Origin of the sequence: Micromonospora sp. NBC_00362, from assembly GCF_026342155.1 — a bacterium.
Lineage (GTDB): Bacteria > Actinomycetota > Actinomycetes > Mycobacteriales > Micromonosporaceae > Micromonospora > Micromonospora hortensis.
The window spans coordinates 4,096,090-4,110,733 of sequence record NZ_JAPENH010000001.1; the positions used below are offsets into that span (position 1 = coordinate 4,096,090).

Annotated in this window: 23 protein-coding genes; 1 reads left to right on the plus strand and 22 read right to left on the minus strand. The window is 69.8% G+C overall.

The window, feature by feature from the left end; genetic code table 11:
- Positions 1-43: 43 nt before the first annotated feature.
- From OG992_RS18750 to OG992_RS18855, 22 genes are all read right to left on the minus strand, one after another.
- Positions 44-1,060: a tyrosine-type recombinase/integrase gene (locus OG992_RS18750; protein WP_266303898.1), complete on the minus strand. Its 1,017-nt coding sequence runs from the start codon at positions 1,058-1,060 to the stop codon at positions 44-46.
- The gene (locus OG992_RS18755) at positions 1,057-1,326 is read right to left on the minus strand and encodes a hypothetical protein (RefSeq protein ID WP_266303899.1); all 270 of its coding nucleotides are present in this window, start codon (positions 1,324-1,326) and stop codon (positions 1,057-1,059) included. Before OG992_RS18755 ends, OG992_RS18750 begins: the two co-directional genes overlap by 4 nt.
- A gap of 37 nt (positions 1,327-1,363) precedes the next feature.
- Positions 1,364-1,843: an endonuclease VII domain-containing protein gene (locus OG992_RS18760; protein WP_266303900.1), complete on the minus strand. Its 480-nt coding sequence runs from the start codon at positions 1,841-1,843 to the stop codon at positions 1,364-1,366.
- A gap of 34 nt (positions 1,844-1,877) precedes the next feature.
- On the minus strand, positions 1,878-2,132 hold the full coding sequence (locus tag OG992_RS18765) for a hypothetical protein (RefSeq protein ID WP_266303901.1): 255 nt from the start codon (positions 2,130-2,132) through the stop codon (positions 1,878-1,880).
- Positions 2,129-2,623 carry a RusA family crossover junction endodeoxyribonuclease gene (locus OG992_RS18770; RefSeq protein WP_266303902.1) on the minus strand — a complete coding sequence of 165 codons (495 nt, stop codon included), beginning with the start codon at positions 2,621-2,623 and terminating at the stop codon, positions 2,129-2,131. Before OG992_RS18770 ends, OG992_RS18765 begins: the two co-directional genes overlap by 4 nt.
- Entirely contained in the window at positions 2,620-2,907 is a 288-nt protein-coding gene (locus tag OG992_RS18775; RefSeq protein ID WP_266303903.1) for a hypothetical protein, read from the minus strand. Before OG992_RS18775 ends, OG992_RS18770 begins: the two co-directional genes overlap by 4 nt.
- A 144-nt stretch (positions 2,908-3,051) precedes the next feature.
- Positions 3,052-5,559: an AAA family ATPase gene (locus OG992_RS18780; protein WP_266303904.1), complete on the minus strand. Its 2,508-nt coding sequence runs from the start codon at positions 5,557-5,559 to the stop codon at positions 3,052-3,054.
- Complete coding sequence (locus OG992_RS18785; RefSeq protein WP_266303905.1) at positions 5,559-7,373, minus strand: DNA polymerase; 1,815 nt, start codon at positions 7,371-7,373, stop codon at positions 5,559-5,561. The genes OG992_RS18780 and OG992_RS18785 overlap by 1 nt, the downstream gene beginning before the upstream one ends.
- 117 nt (positions 7,374-7,490) lie before the next feature.
- Positions 7,491-7,919 carry a hypothetical protein gene (locus OG992_RS18790; RefSeq protein WP_266303906.1) on the minus strand — a complete coding sequence of 143 codons (429 nt, stop codon included), beginning with the start codon at positions 7,917-7,919 and terminating at the stop codon, positions 7,491-7,493.
- 53 nt (positions 7,920-7,972) lie between these two features.
- Entirely contained in the window at positions 7,973-8,932 is a 960-nt protein-coding gene (locus tag OG992_RS18795; protein WP_266303907.1) for a PD-(D/E)XK nuclease family protein, read from the minus strand.
- On the minus strand, positions 8,929-9,549 hold the full coding sequence (locus OG992_RS18800; protein WP_266303908.1) for a WhiB family transcriptional regulator: 621 nt from the start codon (positions 9,547-9,549) through the stop codon (positions 8,929-8,931). Before OG992_RS18800 ends, OG992_RS18795 begins: the two co-directional genes overlap by 4 nt.
- Positions 9,546-9,800 (minus strand): hypothetical protein, encoded by a 255-nt coding sequence (locus OG992_RS18805; protein ID WP_266303909.1) that lies wholly within the window; start codon positions 9,798-9,800, stop codon positions 9,546-9,548. The genes OG992_RS18800 and OG992_RS18805 overlap by 4 nt, the downstream gene beginning before the upstream one ends.
- A complete protein-coding gene (locus tag OG992_RS18810; protein WP_266303910.1) occupies positions 9,797-10,150 on the minus strand; it encodes a hypothetical protein in 354 nt (117 codons plus the stop codon). Before OG992_RS18810 ends, OG992_RS18805 begins: the two co-directional genes overlap by 4 nt.
- Positions 10,147-10,638, minus strand: a complete 492-nt coding sequence (locus OG992_RS18815) for a hypothetical protein (protein WP_266303911.1) — start codon at positions 10,636-10,638, stop codon at positions 10,147-10,149. Before OG992_RS18815 ends, OG992_RS18810 begins: the two co-directional genes overlap by 4 nt.
- Positions 10,635-11,324, minus strand: a complete 690-nt coding sequence (locus tag OG992_RS18820; RefSeq protein ID WP_266303912.1) for a hypothetical protein — start codon at positions 11,322-11,324, stop codon at positions 10,635-10,637. The genes OG992_RS18815 and OG992_RS18820 overlap by 4 nt, the downstream gene beginning before the upstream one ends.
- Positions 11,325-11,418: 94 nt before the next feature.
- On the minus strand, positions 11,419-11,727 hold the full coding sequence (locus tag OG992_RS18825) for a hypothetical protein (RefSeq protein ID WP_266303913.1): 309 nt from the start codon (positions 11,725-11,727) through the stop codon (positions 11,419-11,421).
- The gene (locus OG992_RS18830) at positions 11,727-12,398 is read right to left on the minus strand and encodes a DNA cytosine methyltransferase (protein WP_266303914.1); all 672 of its coding nucleotides are present in this window, start codon (positions 12,396-12,398) and stop codon (positions 11,727-11,729) included. Before OG992_RS18830 ends, OG992_RS18825 begins: the two co-directional genes overlap by 1 nt.
- Positions 12,398-12,640 carry a hypothetical protein gene (locus tag OG992_RS18835; protein WP_266303915.1) on the minus strand — a complete coding sequence of 81 codons (243 nt, stop codon included), beginning with the start codon at positions 12,638-12,640 and terminating at the stop codon, positions 12,398-12,400. The genes OG992_RS18830 and OG992_RS18835 overlap by 1 nt, the downstream gene beginning before the upstream one ends.
- Positions 12,637-12,960 carry a hypothetical protein gene (locus OG992_RS18840; RefSeq protein WP_266303916.1) on the minus strand — a complete coding sequence of 108 codons (324 nt, stop codon included), beginning with the start codon at positions 12,958-12,960 and terminating at the stop codon, positions 12,637-12,639. Before OG992_RS18840 ends, OG992_RS18835 begins: the two co-directional genes overlap by 4 nt.
- Positions 12,957-13,202: a hypothetical protein gene (locus OG992_RS18845; protein ID WP_266303917.1), complete on the minus strand. Its 246-nt coding sequence runs from the start codon at positions 13,200-13,202 to the stop codon at positions 12,957-12,959. Before OG992_RS18845 ends, OG992_RS18840 begins: the two co-directional genes overlap by 4 nt.
- Positions 13,199-13,669 (minus strand): hypothetical protein, encoded by a 471-nt coding sequence (locus OG992_RS18850; protein WP_266303918.1) that lies wholly within the window; start codon positions 13,667-13,669, stop codon positions 13,199-13,201. Before OG992_RS18850 ends, OG992_RS18845 begins: the two co-directional genes overlap by 4 nt.
- Before the next feature lie 91 nt (positions 13,670-13,760).
- Complete coding sequence (locus tag OG992_RS18855; protein ID WP_266303919.1) at positions 13,761-13,994, minus strand: helix-turn-helix domain-containing protein; 234 nt, start codon at positions 13,992-13,994, stop codon at positions 13,761-13,763.
- 229 nt (positions 13,995-14,223) lie between these two features.
- On the opposite strand from OG992_RS18855, the gene OG992_RS18860 reads away from it, so the two are divergent.
- The gene (locus tag OG992_RS18860) at positions 14,224-14,643 is read left to right on the plus strand and encodes an XRE family transcriptional regulator (RefSeq protein WP_266303920.1); all 420 of its coding nucleotides are present in this window, start codon (positions 14,224-14,226) and stop codon (positions 14,641-14,643) included.
- Position 14,644 lies beyond the last annotated feature (1 nt).

Consider the following 14,644-nt stretch of genomic DNA (forward strand, 5'->3'; position numbering starts at 1 on the left):
GGGTGGGCCAGGAGCTTTCGCGGGCTTCCTGGCCCACCGTCGTTTACAGGCCGATGCCGGCGGCGGGGTTCTGCCGCCAGCGGTCTACCTCCTCCAGGTAGCCGTAGAGGGCTGCGCTGCCCTCCTTCCATCCGCCGTGGCGGGCGATGCGCACCAGATCGGCGCCGGGGGCGGCGTACGCGGCGGTGGCGAACCCACGCCGCAGGGAGTGCCCTGAGTACGCCTGCGCGGCGTCCAGGCCGGCGGCTTCGGCGGCCTTGCGGACGATCGCGGCGACCGTCTCCCCGGTGATCCGCCCGTCGGCGTCGCCTTTGCCGGTGGCGACGTGCCCGAGCCGGCCGTGGCGGTCGATGCGCAGGAACAGCGGGCCGGTGTCGCGGCCGTGGTGGGCGAGGGCTTCGCGCCACTGGGCGACGGACCTCACGGGGCAGGTGGCGAGGTTGGAGCCGTAGGGGACGGCGACGATCCGCCCGTGGCCGTCCTTGTCGGTCTTGGACAGGCGGACGGTGACCTGGATGCCTTCGGGGTGGGGTTCGAGGTCGGCGAGGTTGAGGGCGGCGATCTCGGAGCGGCGGGCGGCCATGGCGAAGCCGAGGACGATGACGGCGCGGTCTCGGACTCCGACGAGGGTGTCGGGGTCGAGGGTGGCGACCATGGCCCGTAGCGCGTTGAGGGTGAGCGCGGGGGCCCGCTTGGCGGTGCCGCCGGTGCTGGCGTAGCGCTTGCGGTAGCCGCGTAGGACCTCCTTCGCGCCGCGCCGGTCGACGGGGTGGTCGGCGGCTTCGTGGGCTTTGGTGATCGCGGCGAGGGCTTTGCCGATGCTGGACGGGGCGAGGTCCCGGCCGGCGAGGTGCGCGGTGTATTCGGCGAGGGTTTGCCCGGTGGCGGGGAGCGGTGTGCGTTGCTCGGTGGTGCACCAGTCGGTGAAGCGGGCCCACTCTTCGCGGTAGGCGCGGCGGGTGCTGGCGGGGGTGGCTTCGGCGATGAGCTGCCACGCGGCGTCGGACAGGTAGGTGTCGCGGGTGGCGGGTGCCCGGTCGACCGGGGTCAGGTCGGTCATCGCTGGGCCGCGACGGGCACGGTGCGGAGGTGCTTGGTCGCCCAGTCACGCATGGCGGCCCAACCCTCCTCGGTCACCTCGACGGCGCGCTGTCCGGCGGCGTCGGGCTCGTCGGCGAGGCGGGCGTACCCCCGTCGCTGGGCGGCATCGAAGGTCCGGGTGCACTTCGCGCCGAGGTTCCACGCCACACCGCGCCGGTCGACCACGACGGTGCCCGGCGAAGCGAGAGCGGCGTTGAGGAGTTCGTACTGGGCTCCGGTCATCATGTCGATCTCTCTTTCTGGTTCGTGAGAAGGGGAGTTATCACGGAGCAGGGGTGGCGTCCTGTCGGGTCAGGTAGCGGATCGCGGCGGCCAGCCGATCGGGAGAGTCGTCCATCTGGCCGATCGCCGAGTTGCACGCCACGCAGAGCAGGCCGCGCACCTTCGCCGAGTTGTGGCAGTGATCGACCACCAGCCGGAAGCCCTCGGCTGCCGGCGAACCGTCCAGCCGGGGACGACCGGCGCGCAGGTTCGGAAGCTCGCACTCGTGCCGGCGGCAGATCGCGCAGGAATAGTCCTGGGCGGCGCGCATCGCGTCGTACTCCTCCGGCGTGATCCGGTACTTCGCCCAGAGGTGCTTCTCCCGCGACTTGGTGACTCCCGCCTCGACGCGGTAGGTCAACTCCCGCTCCCGGGTCCGGCACGGTGCGCACCGGGCGCGGGGGCCCGCGTTCACGAACGAGGCAGCCTCGCGGACCTTCGTGCAGTTCCCGCACTTCCGGGTGGCTTCGGTGGTGGTCACGGCTCTCCTTGTCGATCAACCTGCTTTGTGGGAGTTATCCGGTGCCTCCGGGCTCGCCCCGCATCAGCCGGTAGGCCGCGTCCGCAATCCAGGCGACTCGATCCGACGAAGACATCTCAGCGATCTTGTAGATGCAGCTCGCGAGGGCCTGCGCCTCGTCGTCGTGCTCGCAGGTCGTGCGCGAGTGCCGGTCGTCGGTGTCGACGGTGATGGTCACCTTGGTCATCTCGGTCCCTCCTTGATCGTTCTGTGCCAACAGACCGGTGCTTCTGCGGGTATCGGTGGTCATGCGGCGGCGGGCTCGTCGAGGTGCCAGAGGCGGATGACGACGCCAGGGGTGTGCAGAGCCAGCTCGTCCTCGCCGGGGAACACCTTCCGGGTGCGCAGGTCAACTACGCGGGAGTCGTCGCGCCACACGCCTGCGTCTGTGAGGGCGTCGAAGGTGGAGCGGAGCAGCTTGTCGATGTCGGGCTTGCGGTGCGGCCAGGTGCGGCGCCGCTTGGGCGCGCTGTCGGGCTTGCGGAGGGTGAAGACCACGACCGCGCGGATCGGCCCGTCGATCGGTGTGCCGGTGCCGGCGTCGAGCGCTGCGGTCTTGACCGCTTCCCGCCAGCTCTTGTGCTTCTCCTTGTTCGACTCGACCTGGGCGACCTTGCCGGTGAATACCTTGGCGTCGCCGCGTCCGCGGTAGATGGGGCGGGCTTGCTTGCTGCCTTGGGTGGCGGGGTCGCCGTGGACGGTGATGGTCAGGTCCGCGGTGGCGGGTAGCGGATGGGTCATGACTGCTCCCTCGGGGTCGAGTGGTCTGAGCCGCAGTGGTGGGGAATGGCGAGATGGCGGCCTGGCTTGGTCAGGTCGTGCTCGGGCTCCCAGAAGTCGGCGTGCAGTCCGCTGAGCCGACGGTCGATCACAAGGACCGGGAAGCCGTAGTGCTTCACCACCGCGGCGTGGGCCGGCGGGATGGTTCGGCGGTCGAGTCGGAAGGTGAGTCCGGCAACCACTCCGGTCAGGACGAGATCCGGGCACCGGACGCACTCCGTGACGGTGAACTCTCTGTACATCACCTCGGTTCACCCCCGGCCCGTGCCAGTGGTGAGACCACGATCTTGAAGATTCCGGTGAGACCAATCGGGTGGGACTGAGACCACCCCCCTAAAGGGGGTTTGGTCTCACCCACCTGTCCCTGTGGGACCTGGTGATACCTGGTCTCACTTGGTCTCACTGGTCTCACCTGCGCTCTCCGTCGACTTGTCTTCGGTCTTTGGTGACGGTGAGTAACGAAGGGACCGGTTAGTGCCGGGCGTCTCGATGACGTCGGTGGAGACGATCAGTTCGTCGAGAGCAGCGCGGAAGTCGTTCTTGTTGCCCTTGATCCGGCCGAAGAGAGCGTTGAACGTGATGCCCGGCAGCTCTTCGACGGCCGCCAGGATCAGCTCGCGCAGCTTCTTGCGCTTCGCGTCCGCCAGAGCCCGCTTGCCGGCGGCCCGGCTCGCGCCTCCCCCGATGACCGGCATGGTGAGGGCCCGGGTCGCGACGTCGAACTCAACGCGGCTCTTGGCCAGGTCCACGTCGCGGCCGATCGCCTTGAGGAACCGCGGAGCCGGGGCCTGGTCGATCTGGCCGAGCAGGTCGTCATCGTCGTCGCTGGGCTCCGGCTGGTCCTCGACGGTGTACGTCCACAGCGCGTCCGGGTGGTCCATGAACTTGCTGGAGCCGCGGCCCCGCTCGCCGTTGTGGCCGAAGTGGTGGACCAGCATGGTGTCCTCGACCGGGCTGGCCTGCTCAACCTCCTTGAGCGCGTTGAACCAGCGGGCCACGTCCGCCGAGGCGTTCTCGTCGACCCCGGCACTGGCCAGCAGCGGGTTGAGCGGGTCGAGGATCAGCGCCCGGGCGTCGACCTCGATCAGCTTCGAGACCAGCAGTGCCCGAGCCCCGGCGTCGAGCAGGTTGAACGACGACGGGCCAGCGTCACGCACGTGCAGCGCGTAGACCTTCTCCTGGTGGACGATGTCCGACTCGCGCAGCCACCGGCGGAACTGCTTGCGGGTCATCTCCGCGTTGACGATGAGCAGGTTGCCCTCGATCGGCGTGACCTCGAACTGACCGAGGAACGGCTTGCCGTCGACCAGCGACCGGATGACGTTGAGCATCATGGTGGTCTTGCCGGCCTTGTACTTGGCCGTGAGCAGGACCGTCTGGCCCTGCATCCACAGATCCTGGACGCGCCAGAGGTCTTCCTCTTCGTCATCGGTCAGTTCGCTGAGCCGGTCGATGGCACCGTCGATCCGCTCCCGCAGGCTCTTGGCCTCACTGAGGTTGAGGATCTTGTCGTAGACCTGGCGGGCCTTGTCCCGGCGGTGCAGCTCCTCGACCGCGCTGCGCAGCCGCGGGTCGGCCGCGAGCTGGGACCGGATCGCCGCGGCCTCGTCGTCGGTGGGTGGTTCCGGCGCGCTGGTCTCACCGGTCTCACCGGCGGTCTCACCCAACGGGTCCACGTCGACTGGCGCGCTGGGCTCCGGAGACGACGTGGTGCGCTCGAGGTCGTCGAGCATCGCCTCCAGCTCGGCGCCGGACACGCTGTCGCCACCGATCGCGCCGAGGTCGAGCGCGCTCATCGCCGCGCCCTGGTGGCCCTCGTGGTCGCGCCAGGCGATGTACTGGAGCTTGGTGATGGTCCGCCGGCCGTAGGTGGCCACCGCGTCGGCGAGGAACTCCGGCGGGTTGTCGGTCCACAGGTGCAGCGGGCCATGGCCGGAGTCGGTGTCGAAGTGGGTGCAGCCCAGTTCGTGCGCTGTGGCGCTCTTGTAGTGCGACGAGTCGCCCGGCCGCGTCCAGATCGGGCAACCGCAACGGTCCGGCAGCCCGGTATCCGTCCATCCGTCCGGGTCGAGCAGGTCCGACCACGGGGTGGTGGCCGACCACAGGTCGATCGGGTCGCCCTCGTGCCGGATCCGCTCGGCCTGACGCGCCTTGCGCTCGGCGTAGGAGTGCGCGTGCAGTTGGATCCGGTCGAGCAGCCACTCTGGCGCCGGCTCGACCTGGCCGGTGATCGCGTACGCGCCCTCGGCCCGGACCGACGGCGGCACCAGTGCCTGATGGTCGCGCCACACGGCGACCCAGCCGGAGTCAGCGCGCAGTGTCCCCTGGCCTGGCAGAGCGGCCAGGTCGATGCCCTCGGGGATGGTGAACCAGAAGTGGCCACCGTCCTTGTGCACCCACCGCTGCTCACCGTCGGCGGCGACCATCACCTTGCCCGGCGTGGTCACCGTCGGCCGGCGCCCGGTCAGGTCGTGGCCGGACTGCTCGGACCAGTCAGCCAGGAACCCGGCGACCTGCTCGGCGGTGTCCGCGTCGACCATGACCATGCGGGACCGGCCGACCTCGACGCCGATGTTGATCGGGCCGCGCTCCTTGACCATGCGACTGATCACGCGGGTGGCGATCGCCGGGTCGGTTAGGGCGTGCGCGATGCCGCACTCGTGCTGCTTGCGCTCCCAGCCGCGCTCGCCGGCCTCCCGGGCGGCGTCCTTGGCCTCCCGGTCGGCGGCCTTGGCCTGGCGAGCGGTCAGCGTGCAGATCGGGACCTTCTGGCCCGGGGCGATCGGCACGATGGCGAAGCCCTGGCGGACCGCGTTGCGCACGATGTTGGTCAGTGCGTCCTCGTCGCCGGCCGGGACGATGCCGAAGCAGGCGGTGAACAGGTCGTTGGCGATCATCAGACCTTGGCCCACCGTTCGCCCATGTCCGCCCGGTCAGTGCGCAGCACGGGCGTTCGCCCGGCCATGCGGCACAGCCGTTCCGGCGGCTCCTGCATGATCTTCTCGACGTCGACCGCCGCGGAGGTGCTCACCACCAACTCGTCGTGCATCGCCAGGTAGACCGCGTCCGACAGTCCGGCCTCGTCGATGCGGATCAGCGACTCGGCCAGCACGTCGTACGCCGAGCCCTGGACGAAGTAGTTGACGGCCTTGTGCACGGCCACCCCGAACTGCCCGGACGGGATTGGCACGATCCGGCCGGAGAGGGTGAACACCAACTGGTGCTGCTCGCCGACCTCACGCAGCTTCTTGATGAGCCGGCCCACCCGCGGCATCGCCCGGAATACCGCGTCGCGCAGCGCCCAGGCGTCCTGGATGTTGATGCCCAGGTCGACCGACAGCTTGGTCATGCCCTCGCCGTACATCTGGGCGAGCACCACGACCTTGGCCTGCTTGCGGCTGATGTTGGCGACGTTGGCGATGGTCGTGTAGAGATCCGACGAGCCGTCCTCGTAGCCAGCGAGTACCTGCGTGTCCTTGGCCATGTTCGCGGCCACCACCGGCTCGATCTGCGACCAGTCGATGGAGGTCAGCGCGTCGCCCTCGTCGGCGACCACGATCCCGCGGCCCTCGGCCGGGAACTGCTGGAGCGGCGGACCAGACATCGACATGCGCCCGGTCGCGGCGCCGAGGATGGTCGTGGTCGGGTGGATCCGGTCGTGGTCGTCGGCGAGGTCGACCACCTTGGCCAGGTAGTCGCGCTCCACCTTCTCGGTCTCCTTGAGCCGAGAGAAGGCGACGGCCACCGGGTGGTCGAGGCGGGCCAGTGCGTCCTTGGTCGCGGCGGGGGCGCCGGTCTTCTCGGTGCGCGGGTGGTTGTCCGGGAGCAGTCCGCGCTCGTCGAGCCAACCGGTGAGCGATCCCCCGTGGCCCGGCTTCACACCGGCGGCCTCGAGCACCGCGCGATCGGTGTCCTGCTGGGCCCGGACCGTGGCCCGGTACGCGTCGAGGCGCTCGAGGTCGACCCGCAGGCCCTTCGCCGAGCGGCGCACGAAGATGTGGTTGATCCGCTGCTCACGCTCGAGCAGCTCCTCTGCGTCGGTGCCCGACACGCCCCAGGACTGGAACGGGTGTCCGCTGGTCAGCCGGCTCAGAGCGGCCTGGCGCGCCAGCGGGTAGATCCGGGCGGTGAGGATGACGTCGAACGCGGCGCCCTGTACGTAGATCGGGCGGTCGATGTCGAACTCCTTGTACCCGGCCGACTTCGTCATGCCCAGTGCCTTGAACGCGCTGACGAGCACGTCCTCGGTGCCGGTCTCGAGGTAGCGGTTGCCGGCGGCGATCAGTGACTTGCTGGTGCGCTCGTCGGGCTCGGCCAGACGGCAGTAGAGCAACGTGTCGCGCACCTTGCTCACGTCGTCGAGGCGCATCAGTCCATGGCGGACCAGCACCGGTACGTCGAAAGGGCTGTTGTGCACGACGAGGATCCGGGCGGTGGTCAGCACGGTCCGGATCGCCTCGGCCTGGGCCGGGTCGCGCGGGTCGAGCACCACCGCGTGGCGGGCCGATCCGACGGTGACAACCTTCAACCGCATGGCGAGGGCGTCCACACCCTCGGTCTCGATGTCAAGCGCGAGATACGGCTCACGCTCGGCCAGGCGCAGGGCCTCGCGGATCGCCGGCTCACGGCCGACGGTGTACTGGGCGTCGAGGGAGCTGGCGAACGAGAAGGTGCCGACCTGACCGGGGTGAACTGCGGGCCCGAGGTCCATGAGATCCCTCCTGCTATGTCGTGGTGCGGGGGTTGCGCGGGCAGGTGGAGCCGGTCTGCCTGGGAGGTGCGCCAGCACCGGGGAAGGAGAGCTGGCGCACCAGTCAGGCGGACCGGATCAGAAGGGGCGACCCTGGGCCGGGACGGGAGCGGTGCGCGGGCCGGGGCGGACGGCGACCTTGTAGTGGTGGTACTCACCGGTGCCGGACTTGTTGGCCTTCTTGCCGAAGTACTTCGCGGCGAAGAGGTCGCCGACCTGCACGCCGGCCTCGTTGATCTCCTTGCGCAGGATCGACTGGTAGGCGGTCACTCGGACCTCGGTGTTGTCGGCCTTGCGCAGGGTGATCACCGGGCAGTCCGGGAAGATGCCGGTCTCGCCGTCCTTGTAGTTCGACTTGACCGAGCCGATCGAGACGACGGTGCCCTGCACCCCGTCCCCGGCCTCCTTGGCAACCCAGGCGGGGGCGCCGCCCTCGTCGAGGGAGTCCAGCAGGTCGACGGTGGCGGTGTTGGTCTTGTCGTCGGTCATGCTCTCGAGCAGGTCCACGGCGTTCTCCTTATGTGTGGTGTGGACGGACTGGTTGAGGTGGTGCTCGCCGGTCACAGCGCGCCGGCCGCGATGGCGGCCAGTCGCTGCTGCGCGGCGGTGCTGTGCTCCGGGGTCCAGGCACTGGCGTAGGTCCGCCAGATCCCGTCCAGCTCCGGCTCGTCGCCGGCCCGGTTGATGAGGTCGATCAGGTCGGGGGTGGGCGTGGTGCTGGTCTCCTGCGACGACAGCTCGGCGCCGTAGCGGTACTCCTTGCGCCACTGCACGACGCCGAGCCCGAGCTGCGCGCCCCTCCAGCCGTGGCCGATCTTGATGCGCCAGAGTTGGCCGACGTCCATGCCGTCACCGAGCAGGACGACGTACCCGTGCTCCAGATCGAGGTCTGCCGGCGGCGTGGTCCAGTCGGTCACCGTGGACCGATCGCCGGCCACGTCGATGCCGGCCGAGATCAGCGGCGCGTTGGCGTAGAGGGCGAGCTGCACGGCGGTCCCCTGTGGGTACTTGACCGCGTTCTCGCCGCTCTTGAGGTCGACGATCACGTGCCGACCGCGGTACCGGGCGATCCGGTCGAAGCGACCGACGACCCCGTACTCCGGCCAGATCGCGAAGCCCTCGACGAACTCCGGCAGGATCTCGATCCCGTAGGCGTCGAGCGTCCGCTGCCACGCCGCGGCGTCAGCCCGCTGCTGCTCGGTCAGCAGCTTCCCGCCGAGGTCGGCCAGTTCCGAGGCGCGGTGGCGCTGCGTCCCCCGGTTCGCCGCGTGGTGGGCGCCGGCCACCTGCATGGCGTCCTCGCACACCCGGTCGACCGTCTCCCGGTTGTCCAGGTCGACGGCGACCCGCTCGGCCAGCCGCGGCTCCAGCGTCATGCCGATGGCGACCTGACGCTTGCGCCACTGCTCCAGGGCGTAGGAGTCCGGCACGATCTTCGCCACCGCGGTGACGCTCTTGCAGCGCTTCCCGTTCAGCGTGTAGCTGTGGGTCGAGTCGTTGTAGACCAGCCGGTGTGTCACGCCGCCTCCCCCATCTCCGCGAAGAAGTCGTCCTTGCCGCACCCGCCGCACAGCCCGCCCGGCTGACGCCACTCGGGGTTGTGCACGCACTGGCTGATCTGGTGCAGGTAGTCGGCGCGCTGCTCGGTCTCGGTGACCTCGCCCCGGCAGAACGGGCGGGCGCAGCCCTTCCCGGGCAGCCGGTGCTTGCCGAGTTGGCCGTCGTCCTTGACGTACGCCGTGGACCCGCAGGCGCGGCACTCCCGGCGCTCCGCGCTGTAGTGCTGCCCGTCGTTGGCCCGGGCGCAGTCAGGGCAGAACCGCTGCCGTGCGATCCGGGGGGTGAACTTGGTCTTGCAGCGGTCGCAGGGCTTGCCCTGGTCACCGGCGGCGTGTGCCCGGCGCTCCTTCGGGGTCATTCCGCCCCGGATGCCGTGCCAGTCGTCGGTGTCGATCGCGTTCTTGAGGCACTGCTTGACGACGTCGCACCCCCCGCAGACGTTCTTGGCGGCGGCCTGTCCGCTGTGGTCGCGGTCGTCCGGGTACATGAAGTCGGGGTCGAGAGCGAGGCACAGTCCGCGTAGCCGCCAGTTGGCGTCGAGCGGGGTGGCCAATCGGGTCAGGGTTGTGGCGCTCATGCCGTCACCTCGGCCCCGTGCGGGAACGTCACGGTCGCGGCGTTGCCGTTCGCGTCCACCTCGATCGAGAGTCCGTACGCCTCGACGATCTCGACCGGCACCCGGGCGCCGGGGATCGTGAGCTCCGAGGGGTTGTCGGCGTAGCCGAACCAGCTCACGATCTCGTCGATGTGCTTGTGCGCGCCTTTGGGCAGGGTCTCGGTGAGGAACTGCCGAGCCTCGGCGCTCCATGTTTGCGTTGGCGCGGTCACTGCTCTGCTCCGATCAGCTGGTTGTGGATGTGGGCGGGCTCCAGCGGCCCGATGGGCAGCTCCCCGAGGTGCGGCACGTCGACGAGCCGGTACGGGACGGCGGCGATCGCGATGGGCCGGGCCAGCAGGGTGGTGGCGATGTTGTCGGCGTAGTGCCGGCCGGCGCGGGTGTCGTCGTCGAGCTGGCTGGTGGCGGCGCGCATCTGGTTGAGCCAGGCGTCGTCGGCTCCGGCGGGGTCGGGTCCGAAGGTGCGGTCGCGCCATTGGGTGAGGCGTTGCCGCCAGGTGGCTGGTGGGGTGGGGTTGGTGGCCCAGGCGTGGACGGTGCCGTCGTGGAGGTCGTAGCTCACGACGCCACCGCCTCGGCGGGCACAGGCTGCATGCACTGCGGGCTGCACCCCTCGATGGATCCGGGCGCTCCGTCGGGCGCGATGCCGCAGCCGCAGATGAGCCCGCCAGCCAGGGCCTCGTCGCGCTGCTGCCGCACCCGGGCGTTCTCGGCGACGAGCCGGCCGATCTCGTTGTCGCGGCCGGCGGCGTACTCGCGGGACTTGGTGAGGGCGGCGACCAACTCGGCGACCTTCGTCGGGATCTCGTAGATGTAGTGGACGTCCGGGTCGGTGAGGTCGATCCCCAGCGCCTTGGCGGCACCGTCGAGTAGGTCGCTGTTGAGGTCGCGTTGCTCGCGGGCCTCGTCCCGTTCGGCGGTGACCCGGTCGAGGGAGGCGTTGCGGTCGGCCACCCGGGTACGCAGCTGCTCGACCTCGTCGCGAGCGGCGGCCAGGTCGGCGGCGGGCACCCAGTCGGTGCGGGTGACGGTGGTGTCGTCGTTGGTCATGCCGACACCCCGTCCAGCTCGACGGTGACGACCTTCGCCGGCCGACTGACCCTGACCTGGGTGAGCCGGTTGAGAACCCGGCGGATCCAGCTGGGCCGGTTACGGGCCGTGTCGTACTGGGCGATGCCCGCGACGATCGCGTGGCAGCACCAGAGGTACGACCACTTCCAGTCGGTGAGGTCCCACTCCCAGGTGTCGGAGAAGACGCCCTTGTCCTCCCAGAAGCGGGCCAGCTCGCGGGCCTCTTCCTCGAAGCCGGCTTCCCCGCGTGCGACCGCATCGGTGATCTCGGCCTTGACGGTCTGCGCGAGCGCCGGGTCCTCTTCGGCGAACTCCGCGAGCAGGTCAGTGACGTGCTGGAGGAAGACGGCCTCGCTGTACTCCTTGAGCGACTTGCCGTGGTCGGCGGTCTTCTCGGCCCAGTAGCCGGGGTTGATGCCGTGGTCGCTGCGGAAGAACTGGAACATGTCGGGGAGGCGGGAGAAGACGAGGTTGCCGTCAACGTCGCCCCGGATGGCCAGCGAGCCCGGCCAGGTGACGATCTCGAACCAGTACATGGAGCTGTCCGGCTTGGTGAACCGCAGGTGCCGGTACAGGCCGTCGTCGTGCAGCACGGTCATGGTGTGGTTGGCGGTGTCGCGCTTGAAGCGCTCGGCCAGCTCGCGCTGGTGGTCGTTGGTGGTCACAGGAAGCTCCAGACGATGAGGGCCCAGATCGGGGCGACGAGGGCGAGGCCGACGAGGAAGCCTCGGAAGGTGCGCTTCACGGCGGGGTCGGGGGTCATGCGGCTCTCCGGGCGGTGAAGCGGGCGGCCAGCCGGTCGACGACGGGCTGCCACACGGCGCGGTGCTGCGCGGCCACCGCCTCCCGGTGCGCGATGGACTCGGGCAGGGGCAGCGGCATGGCCATGAGCGCGGCGTGCGTGGTGTGCAGCTCGTGGCGCATGACCGCGAAGTCGGCCCCGTACTTGGCGGCGTATTCGGCGGCGACGCGTTGCTCGACGCGGCGTTCGCCGATGACTTCGCCGAGGTAGACGGCGAAGGCCAGGAGCAGGGCGACGACGGCGACGGCGAGGATGAGGCGGCCCATCACGACACCGCCTGGCCGACCAGGGCGGGCATGATCTGCTGCCCGATCCACCGGGTGTACGCCGGCGGGATCGCCTGGGCCATCTCCCGGGTGCTCATCCAGTCGATGCCCATGGCCCGCTCCCAGTCGGCCTTTGCGCCGTGCTGGATGCCGTCCCGGACAGACCGGCCACCGCTCTTGCCGGTGACGGTGACGTACTTCCCGTCCCCGACCCGCCCCCGGTGCTGCGGGTGGTGCGGCTGGGCGAGGGTGATCCCACCGCCGACCTCGAATCCCCGGTGACGGAACACGCCCAGGTCGAACATCTCCCCGCAGAGCACGGTCGGGTCGATGAGGTGCGGGAGGTTCGGCTCGATGTTCTCGATGACGTAGGGCACGTCGGCGACTTGGAGCAGTTCCCGGGTCTGCGGGATCAGGTTCTCGTGCCGGTCCCGGGTGCCCCACTGACCCGATCCCGTCGAGCCGAACTGGCAGGGCGGCGATGCGGCGATCAGGTCGAAGGTGCGCAGGAATGCGACGTCGCGCAGGACGTCGAGAGCGTCACCCTTGATGAACTCGTCGCCGCAGTACCGGGGGCGGTCGAGTTTGTCCACGCCGACGACATGGAAGCCGGCCTGTTGATATCCACGGGTGGCTCCGCCTGCGCAGCAGAAGAGGTCTAGGGCGCGCATCACGACACCTGCCAGATGCTCTTGCCGGTGGTCCACTCGAACTCGGCCTTACCGCGCCGGCACTCGGCGATGAACGCGTCGGTGTCCAGCGTGTTCAGCCACGCCGTGTAGCCGGCGGCGTCGGTGACTTGGGGTGCGGGGCGTCCGCCGTCTCCCGTGCCGGGGCCGGTGGGCGGTGGGCTGGTCGGGCCGGGCTGGAAGTGGGCGATGACGCCGCCGAGGTCGAGGATCCGGGGGCTCATCGGGTGCCGTCCTCGACCTTGATGTTGTCGGCGTACGACATGTGCGCGACGTGGTTCGCCATGACGGGGCTCGGGACGTGGACGACCCGAACGCCGACCTTCCCGAAGGCCCGGTCGGCGGTGACGTGCGCGCCTACCTTCATCTCGACGCCGAGCACTTCAGCCGCAGCCCGAACCTGCTCGACCTCGGCTTCGTCGTTGTCGCCCCGGGTGTGCACGCAGAGGTCCGGGTAGGCCGGAACGGGCATGGTCGGGTTGGCCTCGTAGAAGTCGGCCACGGCGCGCAGGCCGGCGATCAGTTCTTCGCGGGTGGTGCTCATCGCTTCGCCTCCCATCGGGTGGGCAGGGAGATCGCGGCGACCAGATCCGGGCCGGCCGCGTTGAGCCGGGTCACGGCCTGCCGGTACTCGATCTCGTGGTCGACCAGGTCCCGGTGGGTGGCGGCGATGAACCCGGTCAGGCCCTCCCAGTACGCCTGGGTGGCGGCGACCTGCTCGTCGGCGGCGTCGGCCAGGGCGAGGCGGAAACGGTCGAACCCGTTGGCGCGGATCACGGCGCTCATCGGGTGGCCGCCTTACAGGTGTCCCAGCACAGCCACTGGTTCTTGGTGCCGGTCAGCGGGTTGCCAGGCAGCAGCTTCAAGCCGGACGTCGCACCGCAGATCCCGCACTTGCGGTCCGGGTTCGTCTCGACGTTCGCGATGAACGCGCCGTCGCTGCGACCCTGCCGGTACGCCGACGAGAACACCGGCGGCAGGACCCCGACGGCGGCGAGGATGTCGACCGCCTCCCGGACGTTGGTCGCCGGGTAGTCGGTGGGCTGGCCGGTGAAGTGCGGGGCGTCCGCCGGCTTGCGCCACACCTGAAGCCCGGCCTCGTTCACCCGGACGGCGACGGTCGCGCCGTCCTCGAACGCGGCGTTCTGGTAGCCGCGCCATCCGCCGACGCGCCAGTCGTTGCGGTGGGCCCAGCGGGAAACCTCGGCGAGCAGCCGGCGGTCCTCGGTGGAGGTGGTGATCGTGGGGGTCATGCGATACTCCCTGGGGTCTGGCGCTCCGCGATGTCCTTGCCGGGATGCGGGGCGCTGGTTCTTTTCCGGGCCCGGGTGGGCACCGGGTGGATCAGGCGGCGTCGACCGCCGCGTGGTCGCGGATGAACGCGTCGATGTCGTCGCGGTGGACCAGGCGACGGCGGCCGAGCTTGCGGCTGCGCAGTTCCTTGCGCTCGATGTAGCGGCCGACCTGCTTCTCGGAGATCCCGAGAAGAACGGCCACCTCAGACACGGGGTAGAGCAGGCGGGACGGCGGAGTCACGTCCCCGCTCTCGGGGATCTCAGGGGTTTCGTTCCCGAACATGGGGATAGACTACGACGGACTGGAGTCCCCGAACAAGGGGATGAGTCAGCTTTTCGGTCAGGCTTCCACTAGCCGTTCGTAACGTAAGGTGGCAGCCATGTCCGCCACCGCAACCAGCGCTGTCGATGCCCCAACGCGCCCTGTAGCACGCGACGCTGCCCGTCGCCGAACTCGGGGATCTGCCCGATCTCGGGCGGCCACTCCCGATCTCGGGACCTATCTTCTTCCCATGGTGTCTCTCGACGCGCGTCGTGCTGCCTTCGGCCGGTTCGTAGCCAAGGCACTCCAGGACGCCGAGGATCGCGGCATCAGCGTTAAGCAGATCGAGCGCCGCACCGGCGTCGGCTCCACCACCTTCTACCGATGGAAGGACGGCGACTGGACGCAGGACCCTCGGGCCACGAAGGTCGACGCGTTCTGCGAAGGGCTGGATATCCCGACGTCAGCGGCCTACCGGGCGCTTGGCTGGGGCACCGACGGAAAGCCCAGTGCGCAGCCGGCGGAGACGTTCGACCCGGAGCTGCGGGCCATCCAACGCAAGCTCATGGATCCCAAAGTCTCCGACGCGGCCAAAGAGTCCATCCGGGGGATGCTGCGGCTCATCATCGGGTCGAACGGAAACGGCCGGAAGGCCGTCGGCGAGGACTGAC